The organism is [Scytonema hofmanni] UTEX 2349 (genome assembly GCF_000582685.1).
Taxonomy (GTDB): Bacteria; Cyanobacteriota; Cyanobacteriia; order Cyanobacteriales; family Nostocaceae; genus Hassallia; species Hassallia hofmanni.
The window spans coordinates 923,616-939,631 of record NZ_KK073769.1; the positions used below are offsets into that span (position 1 = coordinate 923,616).

Consider the following 16,016-nt stretch of genomic DNA (forward strand, 5'->3'; position numbering starts at 1 on the left):
AGTTATAACTTATAAATTAAGTGTGCCAAAGGAGCGATAGCTTCTTTGGCATTGTTTTTGGTGTGAGTAGTAATATGCCCTGTTCTGCTACCTTAACTCAACTGATTGCAGTTCTTTCTGCCCAGCCTGTAAACTTATCTGAAGCTGCTCTAAAACAATTGGGTAGCGCTATTCAAACTGATACCCGTTTTTTGCAACCTGGTGAAGTATTTGTAGCTTTACGAGGGGAAAAGTTTGATGGACATGATTTTGTACCAATGGCGATCGCTAAAAATGCAATAGCTGCGATCGTTGATTTTGAGTACCTGAATCCGGGATTTCCTGTCTTGCAGGTCAAAGATACCCTCAAAGCATATCAACAAATCGCTTCTTGGTGGCGCGATCGCTTTCAAATTCCTGTAATTGGGGTAACGGGTTCTGTAGGTAAAACTACCACCAAGGAACTCATCGCTGCTGTTTTAGGAACTCAAGGACGAGTTCACAAAACTTATGGAAATTTCAATAATGAAATCGGTGTCCCAAAAACTCTTCTAGAACTAAGTTCAGAAGATGATTATGCCGTAATTGAAATGGCGATGCGCGGTAAGGGACAAATTGCCGAACTGACAGAAATTGCTCATCCGACAATCGCCGTAATTACTAATGTGGGAACAGCGCATATTGAGCTGCTCGGTTCTACCGAAGCGATCGCCGAAGCAAAATGTGAGTTATTAGCGCAAATGCCGTCATCTGGTGTGGCAATTCTCAATCATGATAACCCGTTATTAATGGCAACGGCGGCGCAAGTTTGGCAAGGTGAAACTTTGACTTACGGCTTGTCTGGAGGTGATATTCACGGGCTTTTAATTGATAACGATACTGTAAAAGTCGGGGGGATGGAACTTCCTTTACCTTTGCCTGGACGCCATAATGCAAGCAATTTCATGGCAGCTTTGGCAGTGGCGAAAGCCGTAGGTATTGATTGGTCGTGCTTGAAAGGTGGTGTTTTAGTTGATATGCCTTCCGGGCGATCGCAACGTTTTGTTTTGCCCAATGATGTGATAATATTAGATGAGACTTATAATGCTGCACCAGAAGCTATGATGGCAGCACTGCAATTATTAGCAGATACACCCGGAAAACGGAAGATTGCCGTATTGGGTGCAATGAAAGAATTAGGAGAGCGATCGCCACAATTACACTCCTCTGTGGGAGAAATGGTGGGAAAGTTGAATTTAGACGGTTTGCTGGTGTTGGTTGACGGACAAGATGCCCAAGAATACGCACTCAGCGCCAAAGGTATTCCATCCGAGTGCTTTGCAACTCATGCTGATTTAGTTGCTCGATTGAAAGAGTTTGTCACAGAAGGCGATCGTTTACTTTTCAAAGCTGCACATTCGGTAGGTTTAGATCGCGTTGTCAATCAGTTTCGGGCTGAATTTAATAGTTGATATTAAGCACAAATTTGCATTAATTCATGACGAAAATTTATCACAGAAACTCTGTGTCACTCTGCGCTTACCTCCTTTCCTCCTCTGCGTTAAAAAACGCGCTTGTTCTTACGCAAAACTGTACTAAGCGTAAAGACGTTCCGTGTAGAGACGTTCCGGCAAAACGTCTCTACATATGACGCGAATATAGCTCAATTAACTTGACGAAGCCAAGATTCGCTTGAAATTAGCTCGGCGATCGGATGTTTTGTCGTTAATCCAGGTTCAGATGTATCACCATCCGTTGAGTTAAAGCAATACGTAATGCATAGTGGACTGCTCTCAGAAAATATTCTCCGGCTTTTTCAAGAGTATTTTTATCATCACAAAGGTAAAACTCTATCCGCGCGATATTTCCATAAATTTCAGACAAGGCTTTATATCCTGATAAAATGCTTCAGAATAAGGCGATCGCCTGACAACTTGAGGTCTTTTGAAAGGAGAAGAATACTAAAAACGTGAAATGAACATATATCCTTATACACATAATTGGACATTTTTTACAGTACTAAAGTACTAATGTTTGAAACGATGTTTTGGCTTACAACGTTGTTTATATAAGGGAGAGTTGGGATTTTGTCGTTGGGTTGGTTGGGGAATTATCGCTCATAATTTAACTATTATTAGTCGAAAAACTCTCAGAACTCAAATAAATTGTCGAGTTTTTACTATCAACTAAATTTGAGTTTAATCAAATATTTTGTTATCATTAATCGCAGATAAAATACTGAAAATAAACTTTATTATAATATAGTTGAAACATACAACTATTGATTATTAACAAAGTTTTATATCTGATTTTTTGAACAGTTTCGCACTCCTGACTAGTCTAAACTCCAGTTGTTAGTTGATGGTGGTTAGTTGTTTGATTCACCAGTCCCCAATGCCCAATGCCCAATGCCCCAATAAATAATATGAATCAAGCTGTAATTCGCACAGAGTTTCTTTATAAATCTTTTGGGAAACTCGATGTCCTCAAAGATATTTCGACGGAGATTTATCAAGGTGAAGTAGTGGCTATTCTTGGTCCTTCGGGTTCGGGTAAGTCTACTTTTCTCCGATGTATGAATTTATTAGAACGTCCGACTAAAGGACGAGTTTACTTTAATGAACAAGAAATTACTCAGCCGAAGACAAATATTCTCAAAGTTCGGTCTTCTTTGGTGATGGTGTTTCAACACTTTAATTTGTTTCCTCACATGACAGTGCTGCAAAATGTCACTTATGCACCGATTAAAGTGAAAAAAGTTGATAAGCAACAAGCGCTTCAGAAGGGGTTGGAGTTACTTAATAAAGTGGGTTTGGCAGAAAAAGCCGATGTTTACCCATCTAAATTATCAGGGGGACAAAAACAACGAGTTGCGATCGCTCGTGCATTAGCGATGGAACCGCAAATGATTTTGTTTGATGAACCAACCTCAGCTTTAGATCCAGAAATGGTCAAAGATGTGTTAGAAGTGATGAAAGGTTTGGCACAATCGGGAATGACGATGGCAATTGTGACCCATGAAATGGGATTTGCTAGAGAAGTTGCCAGTCGAATTATGTTTCTCGATCAAGGAAGTTTGGCAGAGGATACTACACCAAGGGAATTTTTCCAAAATCCTCAATGCGATCGCGCAAAGCAATTTCTCGAAAAGATGCTTTAGTCTTCCTTATATAAACGTAGTAAGCGCTTCAGCGCTTTATTTAAGCACTTTAGTGCTTACTACACACAAAAACTCTAAAGGCTGACTGATGGAGGTAACAGTACGCTGTCAATTACATGAATAACTCCATTGTCAGTTTCGATATCCGGCTGAACGACTGTGGCATCATTCACCTTGACACCATTTGAGGCATCAATTTTGACATCGGAACCTTCAACCGTCGTGGCTTTAGTGAGCTTAACGACATCAGCCGCCGTGACTTTGCCAGAAACCACATGATATTCTAAGATTTTTCTCAGGGTAAGGATATCTTGAAGCAGTGCTTCGACTGTTCCCGATGGCAACTTAGAAAAGGCATCATCACTTGGCGCAAAAACAGTGAATGGACCGGGACTCTTGAGTGTATCTGCAAGACCAGCAGCCGTAACTGCCGCGACTAAGGTAGAGAAAATCCCCGCACTCATGGCAGTATCAACAATATCAGGCATAATTTTGATGCTATTTATGATAAATTGACAAAAAATGTCAAACATCCTCTAGCCTATGTCGGAAGTAGATTTACACTCTCTATCGGTGGGAGGAAATCGCCAGGTTTTTTGTAACCCCTGCTACTCTTGTTCTAAACAATTTTGCCTGTAGTGCCGTTGATTCCCCTACATTTGACACTCTCAGGTCTAAAGACACTGAGATTCTGCGGACAGAGTAGTTTTAGGCAGTACCCAAAGTCTAACTCTCGCTACGGTCGTCAAACACCGTCTACCCAGTTGGCTAGATTTAAACCTAGCTGTATGGCTAGTCGGGTAGCATTGGGATGTCACCATCCCGCAGCCCCCTAAGAACCGGACTTGACTGTTACCAATCATCCGGCTCAAGCCTTGGATTCCATTGTGGTCTTAGCTTTCCTTCCACCATGTAACACTGAAAGTCAGTAAACCAAAAAGTTTTTTCTAAACGGATAATATAGAGAAGACCACGGCGACTAAAGTCGCTCGTGTCGCTTCCCACGAGCGCACTGAAGTGACTGAGTTTCCCGCTTCCCGCGAGGTCTTATGAGCTAGTTGGGACTGTTAGGCGTTCACGCAATTGAACCTGCCCTGACTTTATATAATAGCCAAGTACCCCACAAACAAATTACATATTTGAGTCAAACTCAATATGAACGAGTTACAAGCAATTCTTAACGCCTTCGACGAAAGCCAAAAAAGCGGTGAAACCTCATATCTGGCAACTGTAGTCAACACCTTTGGTTCAACCTACCGACGTCCGGGTGCGAAAATGTTGATGACAAATACCGGAAAAATAATTGGCGCCATTAGCGGCGGTTGCTTAGAAAATGATGTTTTTCAACATACTCGCCAAAACACCAATTTCTTGGAACCGATTGTAGTCACCTACGATAACACTGCCGATGAAGATATTGTCTGGGGATTTGGGCTGGGCTGCAACGGCGTTGTGCAAGTACTTATTGAACGCTTGGATGTAAAAAGCGAACTTAATGCGATCGCATTTATTGCTCGGTGCTTAAATAATCAACAGCGCGGCGTTATCGCTACCGTTTTTAGTGTAGAGGATGCGCTGAATGTCAAAGTCGGCTCACGCCTAATTCTTAATTCTGACAATACTGTAATAACTGATATTGAACAAGCAAACTTAACAAAACTTCTTATTAAAGATGCTCAAACTGCTTTGGACAATCAACTTTCAACAGTCCACAAGTACCAATTATCAGGCAGCATAGAAGTCTTAATCGAAGTTATCCAACCACCAACACCACTGATTGTATATGGTGCAGGACGGGATGCTGTACCTGTAGTGAACTTTGCCAAAGCATTAGGCTGGGATGTTACAGTAGTTGATTGCCGATCGCATGAAGCAACAAAAGAGCGATTAGCGATCGCTGATAAGGTGATTCTCAGCCGTCGCGAAATTGTCCACAAAGAAATATCTATAGATGAAAATGCGATCGCTGTGGTGATGACGCATAATTATCTCGACGATTTAGAAATTCTGAAAACGCTTTTACCATCAAGAGCACGTTATCTAGGTATTTTAGGTCCCAAGCAGCGCACAGAAAAACTACTTCAAGATTTACAGGCAGAAAAAATAACTTATAGCAAACAACAATTAGAAAAATTATACGCCCCAATTGGCATCGATACAGGAGCAGACACCCCCGAAGAAATAGCCCTATCAATCATCGCCGAAATTCAAACAGTTTTAGCAAAACGTAGTGGAGGCTTTTTAAGGAACCGTAACGAACCAATTCATCAACGAAGTCACATAACTTGAATTGTTCTTTCGTAGTAAGCAATTCATTGCTTATAGGACTTACGCACTCGTTACCAGAAAACAAGACTTTGAGATTGCTTCCTTGCGTCGCAATGACGGAAATATGTAGTCCGTGCGTAAGTCCTGGCTTAAAATAAGCACGAAGAGTGCTTACTACATTTAGATGCGTTTACCCTGCTAGGTGATTAAAAATAATCAAAACATAAAAAAAGGCAGACTTATGTGGTCTGCCTTTTCTATTTCCATCTTATTATTATGTCTGTGGGCAAATAGAAACTAAATTATCTAAAAGCGAGAAGGGGGTGGAAGACACCCCAACAAAGTGGTGATTAAATCAACTTAGCCCAAATTAAGAGCCTTTTGATTTTTGCGTTTGAGGAGGAGCATACCACCACCTATAGCCAGCATACCTAAAGCAAGGCTAGGCTCAGGCACAGTGCGGAAGGAGTGGTTATCGCTTTCAAATCCACCCGCTCCTTTTTGGGAAATCACAATTTTGTTGAAGTATTCATCTGCGTTATCTGCAAAGAACTGAACGTAGCCATTGCCTTGATAGTACGTATTGCTTCCGGGTGCTGATTGTATAGAACTATCACCTGCCTTTGGTCCAGGATGTTGTTCAGAGTACAGGGCAAACTTACCTATGTCCGCAGTTTCAAAGGTCTTGATCAGGGTGTCTCCCTTAAAAAAGGAAAGAGTATTACCAGGGTGAGCAGCACCCCAATCTAAACCAAAAGATTTTGTCAGACTCTCTAAGCTAATTGTGACGGAGCTATTAGCGAAAACTTGCAAATATTTAGAGGTATTTTTCTCGTCAACAGTACCAACTGGTGCCCAAGTGTTGCTTAAAACTTTACTTGCTGGGTTAACTGTTAAGTTATTGAATGTGTACTGAGCAAATCCAGTAGTTGGTGCTGTACCGTCTACTTTTTTGCCTTTTGCGTCTACTGTATTGTTGAAGTCAACAGTGATTGCGTTTTTGTCTTTGGTATACGCACCTTGATTAGTTTCTCCGTTAGGACCTGTAGTACCTGTACTCATGGTAAAGGACATCGCGTGAGCAGCATCTGCGTAGGAGAAGGAAGCGATCGCAGATAAAGATAAAGCAGCAATTGAGGCAAATTTCCTGATAAACATGATTGTAAGCTCGTGTCGTTTTCCGTGTCTTGAGCCAATTATCTGATGCATTATTGACTAAATGTCAGGATATATTTACTGAAATATTATTTTTATTTAAATAGCCATAAATTGTGACTGATTTAACCAGCTTACAGAGAAAAAACAGTGATTTTACTTTCACAAACGTGAAGATAAACAAGTTAAAGGAACTAATTTTTATGAAGAAACGAATTATTAATAAAGAAGTTGTATACTTGTCCAGTGTTATTTTTAAGGAGTGATGAAGTAAAGAGAATTTTTTCTGTGTATAGGGTGTCTCTAAAAAATATAACGAGGGTGAATTAGGCGATCGCTTTTTTAGAATGACAGGGAAAGCGTATCAAATTGCCGTAAATAACAGTTTGATCATTTCCCGCATTAGGGCATACTGTATTAATCTGGTAAAAAAATGTAGAGACGTAGCAATGCTAGGTGTTTAAAAGCAATGCTACGTCTCTACAAGGGTTCTGGATAACGCATATTTAATTGTTATATGTAAAAATGCAGTAGAGGGGATAGACGCACCCCTAGAAAGTTCTAATTAACCGAGTTTATCCCAAGTTGACAGACTTCTGATTTTTGCGCTTGCGGAGGAAGATACCACCAACAGCTAGCAATCCTAAAGCTACACCTGGCTCAGGTACTTTGGCAGCGTCGTACTTGCCTGTACCTGTACGGAATGTGTGGTTGTCAGATTCAAAGCCGCCGCCATCATTCTGAGAAAGGACAATCTTATCAAAGTTATCATTTACACCTTCGGAGAAAAACTCGAAGAAGCCATTCAATTGACCACCGTGTGTCGAAGATGAAACTTTTGCAGCCGCGTTCATGATGTCATAGGTCAATTCTTTAACTAAGGTTCCACCCTTGAAGAATGACAAAGTATTACCTCCACTCAAAGCACCTGCATCAAAACCGAAGTAGTTGAAAACCTTATTTTTTGTGTTTTCGATGGTGACAGTGTTACCTTTGAAAACAGCTAAATAGTTGGAGTAATTTACGTCTGTTCCCACAACACCAGAAGGTGCCCACTTGTCACTGTAAATACCAGTTTGCCCAGAAAGAGCTGTCGTAGAATAAGTACCTTGAGAGAAAGTATATTTTACTCCATCGCTGTTCGGTGCTTTGCCATCATTGAAATCAAGGGTTGTATAACCTTTGTTGTTTACTTGTTCAGAAAAAGCACCTTGATTTTTAACTGCACTATCGCGGTAAGCACCAGCACTGTAGGTAAATCCGAGAGCGTGAGCTGAACCGGCGTAGGAAATGGAAGCGATCGCACTTAAAGATAAAGCAGCAATTGAAGCAATTTTTTTGATAAACATCATGTTTGGCTCTTGTCGTTTTCCGTGTCTTGAGCCTATTATGTGACTTAGTAAATACAAAAAATAGGCTATATTTACGGAATTTGCTTTTTTGCTTAAAATGTTACATATCTAACTAACTTAATATAAAAGTGAGTACTTTTACTTCCGTAAAGGTAAAGATAAACAAGGTATACGAACTAATATTTGTGAAGAAACGAATTATTGATAAAGAAGTGGTGTATTTGTCCTTCGTTTTTTAAAGAGTAATGAAGAGCTGGGAAATTTGTTTTTGTGTTTGAGAAAAAGGCAGGTGGGGCAAACCTGCCAAAGACTTGATATTAAAGCATAATCAAACCCAGTCGGACACCAACAGTTACAGCCTCGGTGCGAGACGAAACCCCTAGCTTGCCAAATATGGATGAGACATGAAACTTGACGGTATGCTCGGAGATATGCAAACGCTTGGCGATCGCTTTATTTCCCAAACCAGAACCGAGCATTTCTAAAACCTCTATCTCTCTTGGTGTCAATGTTTGCATCGGTGTGAGCGTCACTTTTTCCCGCATCAACTCTTTGAGAGGAAGCAACTCAACTGCATCGGGGTGTAAGACAATTAAACCAAAAGCGATCGCCTCGACAGCCGCGATAATCTCTGACTCTGTGCTGCTATCTGGTAAAATGCCCCGTATACCAGAACGCAGTGCTACTTCTAAGTTGATGCTGTCAAGTTCGTCAGCAATAACAATAATTGGTGATGAGTATTGCTCCTCTTGCATGGAAAGCAATTTTTCCCAGACTGATTGTTGAAGGTTGCCGCTCAAATCTAACAGCACCACCTGTGGTTGTAATTGCCCAACTTCCCCCAAGAGTGCATCCAAGTCAGATACACTACCTACTACCGTCAGTTGAGGGTTGCTTGTCAGCACAGCTGACAAACCTGCCCGCACCACGGGGGAAGGTGCAACTACCATCACCCGAATCATGTTACCTCCACAGCAGTTTTCCCATCTTGCAACACAACATAAAAAATGTATTGTTGCCCACCACGCAGAACTTGTAATGGTAGTGATTTACTGTCGCTTTGATTAAGATAGTTGCTTAAATCATTCGGTTGAGAGAATAATTGCCCCGAAACCCCAATCAACACATCACCAACTCGCAAACCAGCAGCTTCAGCAACACTTTGAGAATGCACAGATAAAATTAATAAGCCCAAGCTGCGTTTTACCAGTACAGGTTGTAAAGTCACCCCCAGCTTTCGACGATTTCCATCTAGAAAACGCTTGACAGTTGAGCTTGATATTGCCACAGCCAAATTGTTGGCAATCATGGTATTAATTCCGACAACGCGACCGAGACAATCGGCAAGCGGACCGCCAGAATTGCCAGGATACAGTTGAATATCAGCCATTACCAAACGCTGATTATTTGTGTGGATAATGCCGATTGTGACTGCACCACTGTCACCAAAAGGATTACCCACAGAAGAGACTAATTCACCCACTCGTAGGGCATCTGCATCACCAATGGTTGCGGCATTTAAGTCAGTAGCAGCAATTTTCAAAGCTGCTAAATCCTGCTGTGGATCGAAGTGTGTCCGTACTGCATCAAATATGCGTCCATCTGACAATTCGACAGTCGTCTTGTTGCTGGTAGCGACATGGGCATTAGTGATGATTAAGCCGTCAGGTTGCCAGATGACACCGGAACCGCTTCCTAAAGAACCGCTACGCACTTTTACAGTAATATTACGTAGTTTAGCAGCTAGGAGTGCTAATTCATCAGTTATTGCTGTGATAGTCATATTGGGGAAATTGTGATTTTTGAAGTTGGAATAGTTACTCAACCGGTTTTTCGCCGATCGCGATCGCTATCTCTTGCAAAACTCCACCGCGTACAATTTGCACAGAAACAGTTTTACCAACGCGATCGCTATTATTCAGCAATGCCAGCACATCACCGGTATCGCTGACAGAAGTATTATCGAAAGCTACCAATACATCCCCAAGCAGCACACCTGCCTTGTCAGCAGGTCCGTTTGTCTCAACATTGACGACAATCACCCCACCAGCAGAAGTTAAATTTAAGGCGCTTTTCAAGTTTGCAGGTAAACGTACAGGTTGCATTCCCAATCCCAAATAGCCCCGTGGAATGCGTCCTTTGGCAATTAATTGGTCAACCACACGATTTACTGTAGAAGCGGGGATAGTTAAAGCAGTACCACGCCGCCCCGATGTATTCATTCCTACCACGAAACCAGCAGCATCTACGAGGGGTCCACCTGCAAAGCCAGCGTAGAAAGTGATATCTGGACGGATGAACGAGTCAATATTACCACCGCTCATGCTTCGCCAAGCACCACTAACAACACTCACTGCACCCATAGCCGCTTTTAAGTCACCCTCGCTACTTCTTGCTAATCCAAGTACTAAATGACCAACTTTGAGTGTTGTTGCGTCGCCAATTTTCGCCACTGGGATTTCTACGTTTTGTAGCTGAAAGACAGCTACATCGGTGCTGGAATCATGACCCAAGATTTTAGCTGCAACTGTTCGATTATCTGTAGTGGTGACAGTAATTTCTTCATAGCGTTGTAGCGACTCGTCAGAGGTAACGATGATACCATCTCGCCAGTGAATTCCGCTAGGGGAAATGCGGGCGCCAGCGTTCACAGCAACAACAGCACTCCCAACCTGCTCTACGATATCGGCTAAATTGTTGGACAGAGCCACTAATGAAGACATCCAATTTCTCCTTTAAACGTTCCTAGATGCTCATATTTTGCCGTTTTGTTTTCGCAGGTGGCATCAGAAAAATGGGGAGAATCTATCCTAGAAAAATGGCTAGTAGTCTGCCAAGCCCGAAGTCACGCATTCAAAAAGCTTATAATTCAGGCTTTTTGACGATTTTAATAGAACTTACGGTTTCTTAATGAAAAAACGAACTGCACTCCTACGCAGAGTTGACAAAGGAATGAGGAAGAGAGAGAACTTTTGCGTAAGTCCTACAAAAATAAAATCTGATTTCTATATCTACACTGATGTGGTAGTATCACAATACATAATAGCCTTAATGTCATCATGCAAAATACATAATTAGAATTTGTTTTGGCAATTTATAAGTAATTTACCTTGACCATAGTTGCCTTCTGCCCTCTGTCTTTCTTGATAAAATCAGAAACCTTAAGTAAACATATTGTGCCAATAGTCAACTACAATGATGAATAATTTCTCAAACTTTCAAAATATCATTGCACAGGTTAAACAAGATTTGCCTTCAATTCCGCTTGCGAGTCCTTGGAAGACATTAGTAATCAATGCAATTGTAATCCTTGTATCGTATATTTTTATCTTTTATATTCTTCGCATCTGGTTTCGTCGATTCCGCTCAGATGCAGCGATTATGACGCTGAATGTCTCTAAAATCCCCGCCTTAATTATTAGTATTCTTCTAAGCCTGAAACTCTTTTTAGTGTCACTAGGAACAACTACATTCCTGACAACAGTTCAGAAAAGTTTCTCTGCAATCATCATCATTACACTAACTTTCTGGCTAGTTAGTTTTCTGACCGAAGTAGTTGTTTACTATCTAGTGGAATTTGCCGAGAAAAGTGAGGCGCAGTGGGATGATGTCTTAGTACCACTCCTGCAAAATATCTTGCCAGTGATTGTCTATCTAACTGGAGGTTTATTATCACTTCAAGCTTTTGGTCTAAATTTAACTGGATTGTGGGTTGCTGTGGGAGGAGTAGCCTTTATTCTCGGTTTTGCCCTACAAGATATCTTGGGGAATTTTTTTGCTGGTGTGGTGTTATTGATTGATTCTCCCTTCCGCTTTGGTGATGTCGTGACTCTTGGGGATGGAAAATCAGCAATCATCAAAAAAGTTGGGTTACGGTTGACTACTTTGTATGTAATTGATCAACACTGCGATTTATATGTACCCAACAATTCAATTCAAACTAAATCGATTCTTAACTTAAGTCGTCCCACAGCCCATTACTACTACACCCTTTCTTTTCCTGTAAAGAGTGATGCCGATCCAGCTCGTGTGATTGAACTGATGCAGTCAGTTATTCTTGCTCATCCGGATACATTAGGCAATGTGGATCGCAAGCTTCAAATGCTGAATGAATATTTTGGAATGTCAGAGGAGCCGACTAAAGCAATTCAGAAGCGAGAAGCTGGGCAGTTGCGATTATTGGCTGAGAAGCAGGTCAATACTTTGTTAGCAAAGGTGGAACAAGCATTTGATGATCTTTCAGATAAAATTAGTCGCATGGAAGATGGAGGTTTAGATAAAGAAGAGATTAGAAACCTTCAACGCATTTTTATGGATGTTTGTCAAATGATTGGGATGGAGGTATTGTCTGACCGCTTAGTGAGGAGCAAACGTGTGTGGTTGGAGGAATCCCCCGAAGCAGTTGCTGCCGAAGGAGCGCTGATTGGTTTAATCCGCTGTTGGTATCAATCTTGGTTAAAAGATCCGGATTTACTCCATGAGGATCGAATTCAGCTACCAAAGTATTGGGAGCAAAAGATTAATCTGCTGAAGATCAAGATGAACAAACTTTTTGTGAAAGTTAGTAAGACTTCATCAGACGATACTCGCTTGGATAATGCCATGACATCTCTACGGATGTGGATGCAGGAAAATTTCAAAACTACCCGCAATGAATGGCAAGAACCTAAAATTTGGGTTAGCGAAATTCAGCAATCAGAGCGAAATTTTAGCGTGAAGTTCTACGTGGACGATATTACCTTAGAACACTGCGAACGGGGTGTGCGAATTAAGAGTGAAGTCAATCGAGAACTGACCTGGCAATTGAGACGGTCTTACCTTTCTATATAGGGTCAGTTGTTCTCATTAGACATAGGAGTGAAAATGAATGTAGAGACGTAGCACTTGGTAGTCTCTACAAGGGTTGTGGACAACGCATAGTTCATTTTCACTTTTATGTCTATTTGTAGTCAACCCCCCAACGAAAACAGTGGGAAATCTCCACTGATATCTGCATGATGGACTGGGAATCATAACTAATTATCCGGACTTGATATTACGCAACTGTCACAGGCGATCGCCACCAAAATTTGACAACACCCAGAATAATTAAGGTACGATAAATTGGTATTTGCAAACAAAATTATGCAATTATTAACAGGTAAAAATGAATGCAGATGAACTTAAACGGCGTTATATCGCAGGCGAGAGAGATTTCTCTATAGCAGATTTAAGTGGAGTTAAGCTAATTAAAGCTTATTTACCCGGAATCAATTTATGGGCTGCAAACTTAAGTGGAGCTGTGCGAATCGTTGGTTAGAAACCAATCCTAGTAAAGGATTAGGGGGATTAGCCGCAAGGTATGAACCTTGACAACTGAATGTCCATGTAGGTGAAAAACCTACCCCGCAGGTGCAGCGGTGAAAGCACTTCCCCCAGGTTCGAGACTAGCCATCAACGCCTGAAGCGGGGATGAAAGGTGGTAATACTGAAAGCCTAATTCGGTATCCATCGAGCAAAAGTACCCATGAGTAAAGCCTCGGCTTGAAGATGCGTTTGAATCGTCGTTATTAAGAACCAGCGAAATAAGGCTGAAGCGCTGGAGCCAAAAGGCAAAGGATAAGGAGTTGGCAAGTAGTTCTTTGACCAATAAGCACCTCCAATAAACCCGGCGAATAGCATCACTCTAAAGGTACACAATATGGATATTCGGAACGAGATAACCTCTCGCTTACTCTCAAGAGGTCGAATACTTGAGTAGGTGCTAACCGTATGTAGCGAGGAGGAGAGATCGAGTCAGAAGCGAATGCTTGGGGTAACGCCCAGGATATGCAGACAGACTCACGATGATTTGGAAGATAAAGTCTCAAGTAATGAGTATATATGTCTAAAACGAGTTTAAAGACTACGGTGGAATGGAACCAAGTGAATTGGCGAAAGCTAGAACGCAAGGTTTACAAGCTCCAAAAGAGAATTTATCGAGCCTCAATTCGTGGCGATGTGAAAGCATTTCGCAGACTCCAAAAGACGTTGATGAAGTCTTGGGCAGCAAAGGTATTAGCGGTCAGACGGGTTACACAAGACAATCAAGGTAAGAAGACGGCTGGAGTGGATGGGTTGAAAAGCCTGACCCCAAAGCAACGCCTCACCCTGGTTGCCAATCTCAAATTAAGCTCAAAAGTCGCACCAACCCGGAGAGTATGGATACCAAAACCGGGGACAGAGGAGAAACGACCATTAGGCATCCCGACAATGAACGACCGAGCCTTGCAAGCACTTGTCAAAATGGCAATAGAGCCAGAATGGGAAGCGCGATTTGAACCCAATTCATACGGGTTTAGACCAGGACGCTCGTGCCATGATGCAGTTGGAGCAATATATGTCGCAATTAACCACAAACCTAAATTTGTGCTAGATGCTGATATTGCTAAATGCTTCGACCGCATTGACCATGAAGCACTGCTAATAAAATTAAATACATTCCCCACCTTACGCCGACAAGTTCAAGCGTGGTTAAAAGCGGGAGTGATGGATGGAAAGCAGTTGTTTCCAACATCTGAGGGAACGCCACAGGGAGGGGTCATTTCTCCTCTATTGGCAAATATAGCCCTCCACGGGATGGAAAAACGGATTAAGCAATACGCGGAAACGCTAAAAGGAAGAAAGCGAAATAATCGCAGGAGCCTTAGCCTAATCCGTTACGCCGATGACTTCGTAATTCTCCACGAAGACATAACCGTTGTTCAAAGATGCAGAGAGATTATCTCTGAATGGTTACAAGGCATGGGGTTGGAATTAAAACCGAGTAAAACGAGACTTGCTCACACTCTCAACCAGTATGAGCAAGAAAAGCCGGGATTCGATTTTCTTGGCTTTACGATACAACAATTTCCCATAGGAAAGTATCACTCGAAACAAGGTTTTAAAACAATCATCACCCCAAGTAAGCAGAAGCAAAAGGTACATTACGACCAAATCGCTAGTTTAATTGACGCTCATAAGGCAGCACCGCAAGCGGCGCTAATCAGCCGATTAAACCCAATCATTAGGGGGTGGGCTAACTACTACGCGACTGTAGTAAGCAAGATGGCTTACTCAGATATCGATGACCTCACGCACCAAAAGCTTGTAGCTTGGGCAAAACGCCGTCACCCCTTAAAAAGCGGGGCATGGGTGTCAAAGAAATATTGGCACCATATAAACGGTGATAACTGGGTATTCGCAACCAGGGAGGAAGGGACAAACCCACTCCGGTTATTAGACCATGCCGACACCCCAATAGTGCGTCATGTAAAAGTTAAAGACGAATCGTCTCCATACGACGGAAACCTAGTTTATTGGAGTAAAAGAATGGGAAAAAACCCCGAAATGCCAAGTAAGGTATCAAAACTCCTGAAAATGCAAGAAGGGAAGTGCGCCCACTGCGGACTATTTTTCCGCGAAAACGATGTTATGGAAGTTGACCACAGAATCCCAAAATCGCAAGGTGGAAAGGATTCTTACGAGAACTGGCAACTCCTACACAGACATTGCCATGATACAAAGACAGCCAGCGATGGCAGTCTTGGCACAAAATCCGGCTGTAATAGTGCCGAGCCTAAACCCACCAGAAGACTTGAGAAAGTTGAGGATAAATGGGTAATGAGGTACGCATGACAAAGCGCCAAAATCATTGAGGAGCCGTGTGAGGTGAAAGTCTCAAGCACGGTTTTGAAGACCAGCGGGGCTGGTGACAGTCTCGCTGAGTTTAATAATTTAGCCAAAGCAAAATTATGGGGAGCCAATTTTGAGGGAGCTAATTTATCCAGAGCTAACTTAACTGGAGCTAACCTCAGCGGAGCGAATTTAAGTCAAGCTAATCTGCGAGGAGCCAAACTAAATAATGTTAAGCTGTACGGTGCTAATTTTAGTGGTGCTTTTTACGACGAAAGTACCCGATTTGCTAGAGGTTTTGACCCCATCAGTCAAAATATGTGCTTAATTTGATTTTGTTTAACTGAGCAGATATCGATTAGACATAGGTGTGAAAAATAATAGACATCTCCAGAGTCATAGGTAGAGACTACCAAGTGCTACGTCTAATCAATGGTTTCGGGCAACGCATAATTAGTTTCTACCAGATGTCTAATGTAGAGACTACCAAG

Annotated in this window: 13 protein-coding genes and 2 pseudogenes; 8 read left to right on the plus strand and 7 right to left on the minus strand. The window is 42.0% G+C overall.

Annotated features, from left to right (window positions below):
* Window positions 1-74 precede the first annotated feature (74 nt).
* The gene (locus TOL9009_RS0134380; protein ID WP_029637873.1) at window positions 75-1,430 is read left to right on the plus strand and encodes a UDP-N-acetylmuramoyl-tripeptide--D-alanyl-D-alanine ligase; all 1,356 of its coding nucleotides are present in this window, start codon (window positions 75-77) and stop codon (window positions 1,428-1,430) included.
* 253 nt (window positions 1,431-1,683) lie between these two features.
* On the opposite strand, the gene TOL9009_RS48135 is transcribed toward TOL9009_RS0134380, so the two are convergent.
* Complete coding sequence (locus tag TOL9009_RS48135) at window positions 1,684-1,842, minus strand: hypothetical protein (RefSeq protein WP_186227755.1); 159 nt, start codon at window positions 1,840-1,842, stop codon at window positions 1,684-1,686.
* A 150-nt stretch (window positions 1,843-1,992) separates the two neighbouring features.
* Here TOL9009_RS48135 and TOL9009_RS46575 point away from each other — a divergent pair.
* Together TOL9009_RS46575 and TOL9009_RS0134385 are read left to right on the plus strand one after the other, a co-directional pair.
* A pseudogene (locus TOL9009_RS46575) lies at window positions 1,993-2,148 on the plus strand (ISNCY family transposase); the annotation flags it as partial.
* Window positions 2,149-2,383: 235 nt separating this feature from the next.
* Window positions 2,384-3,118 (plus strand): amino acid ABC transporter ATP-binding protein, encoded by a 735-nt coding sequence (locus tag TOL9009_RS0134385; RefSeq protein ID WP_029637874.1) that lies wholly within the window; start codon window positions 2,384-2,386, stop codon window positions 3,116-3,118.
* Between the two features lie 74 nt (window positions 3,119-3,192).
* On the opposite strand, the gene TOL9009_RS0134390 is transcribed toward TOL9009_RS0134385, so the two are convergent.
* Window positions 3,193-3,606: a fasciclin domain-containing protein gene (locus TOL9009_RS0134390; RefSeq protein ID WP_029637875.1), complete on the minus strand. Its 414-nt coding sequence runs from the start codon at window positions 3,604-3,606 to the stop codon at window positions 3,193-3,195.
* A gap of 667 nt (window positions 3,607-4,273) precedes the next feature.
* Here TOL9009_RS0134390 and TOL9009_RS0134395 point away from each other — a divergent pair.
* Window positions 4,274-5,407 carry an XdhC family protein gene (locus TOL9009_RS0134395; protein WP_029637876.1) on the plus strand — a complete coding sequence of 378 codons (1,134 nt, stop codon included), beginning with the start codon at window positions 4,274-4,276 and terminating at the stop codon, window positions 5,405-5,407.
* A 339-nt stretch (window positions 5,408-5,746) separates the two neighbouring features.
* On the opposite strand, the gene TOL9009_RS0134400 is transcribed toward TOL9009_RS0134395, so the two are convergent.
* From TOL9009_RS0134400 to TOL9009_RS0134420, 5 genes are all read right to left on the minus strand, one after another.
* Complete coding sequence (locus tag TOL9009_RS0134400) at window positions 5,747-6,544, minus strand: PEP-CTERM sorting domain-containing protein (RefSeq protein ID WP_038298258.1); 798 nt, start codon at window positions 6,542-6,544, stop codon at window positions 5,747-5,749.
* A 572-nt stretch (window positions 6,545-7,116) separates the two neighbouring features.
* Window positions 7,117-7,893 carry a PEP-CTERM sorting domain-containing protein gene (locus TOL9009_RS0134405; RefSeq protein WP_029637878.1) on the minus strand — a complete coding sequence of 259 codons (777 nt, stop codon included), beginning with the start codon at window positions 7,891-7,893 and terminating at the stop codon, window positions 7,117-7,119.
* A 317-nt stretch (window positions 7,894-8,210) separates the two neighbouring features.
* On the minus strand, window positions 8,211-8,855 hold the full coding sequence (locus TOL9009_RS0134410; RefSeq protein ID WP_029637879.1) for a response regulator transcription factor: 645 nt from the start codon (window positions 8,853-8,855) through the stop codon (window positions 8,211-8,213).
* Entirely contained in the window at window positions 8,852-9,676 is an 825-nt protein-coding gene (locus TOL9009_RS0134415; protein WP_029637880.1) for a S1C family serine protease, read from the minus strand. The genes TOL9009_RS0134410 and TOL9009_RS0134415 overlap by 4 nt, the downstream gene beginning before the upstream one ends.
* A 34-nt stretch (window positions 9,677-9,710) precedes the next feature.
* Window positions 9,711-10,616, minus strand: a complete 906-nt coding sequence (locus TOL9009_RS0134420) for a S1C family serine protease (protein ID WP_029637881.1) — start codon at window positions 10,614-10,616, stop codon at window positions 9,711-9,713.
* A gap of 472 nt (window positions 10,617-11,088) precedes the next feature.
* On the opposite strand from TOL9009_RS0134420, the gene TOL9009_RS0134425 reads away from it, so the two are divergent.
* The 4 genes and pseudogenes from TOL9009_RS0134425 to TOL9009_RS0134440 all read left to right on the plus strand — a co-directional run bounded on the left by TOL9009_RS0134425 (window position 11,089) and on the right by TOL9009_RS0134440 (window position 15,858).
* Window positions 11,089-12,723, plus strand: a complete 1,635-nt coding sequence (locus tag TOL9009_RS0134425; protein WP_199341424.1) for a mechanosensitive ion channel family protein — start codon at window positions 11,089-11,091, stop codon at window positions 12,721-12,723.
* A 316-nt stretch (window positions 12,724-13,039) separates the two neighbouring features.
* Window positions 13,040-13,174, plus strand: a pseudogene (locus TOL9009_RS44855) (pentapeptide repeat-containing protein); the annotation flags it as partial.
* 581 nt (window positions 13,175-13,755) lie between these two features.
* Window positions 13,756-15,528: a group II intron reverse transcriptase/maturase gene (ltrA, locus tag TOL9009_RS0134435; RefSeq protein WP_029637883.1), complete on the plus strand. Its 1,773-nt coding sequence runs from the start codon at window positions 13,756-13,758 to the stop codon at window positions 15,526-15,528.
* A 54-nt stretch (window positions 15,529-15,582) separates the two neighbouring features.
* Window positions 15,583-15,858 carry a pentapeptide repeat-containing protein gene (locus TOL9009_RS0134440; protein ID WP_199341426.1) on the plus strand — a complete coding sequence of 92 codons (276 nt, stop codon included), beginning with the start codon at window positions 15,583-15,585 and terminating at the stop codon, window positions 15,856-15,858.
* Window positions 15,859-16,016 lie beyond the last annotated feature (158 nt).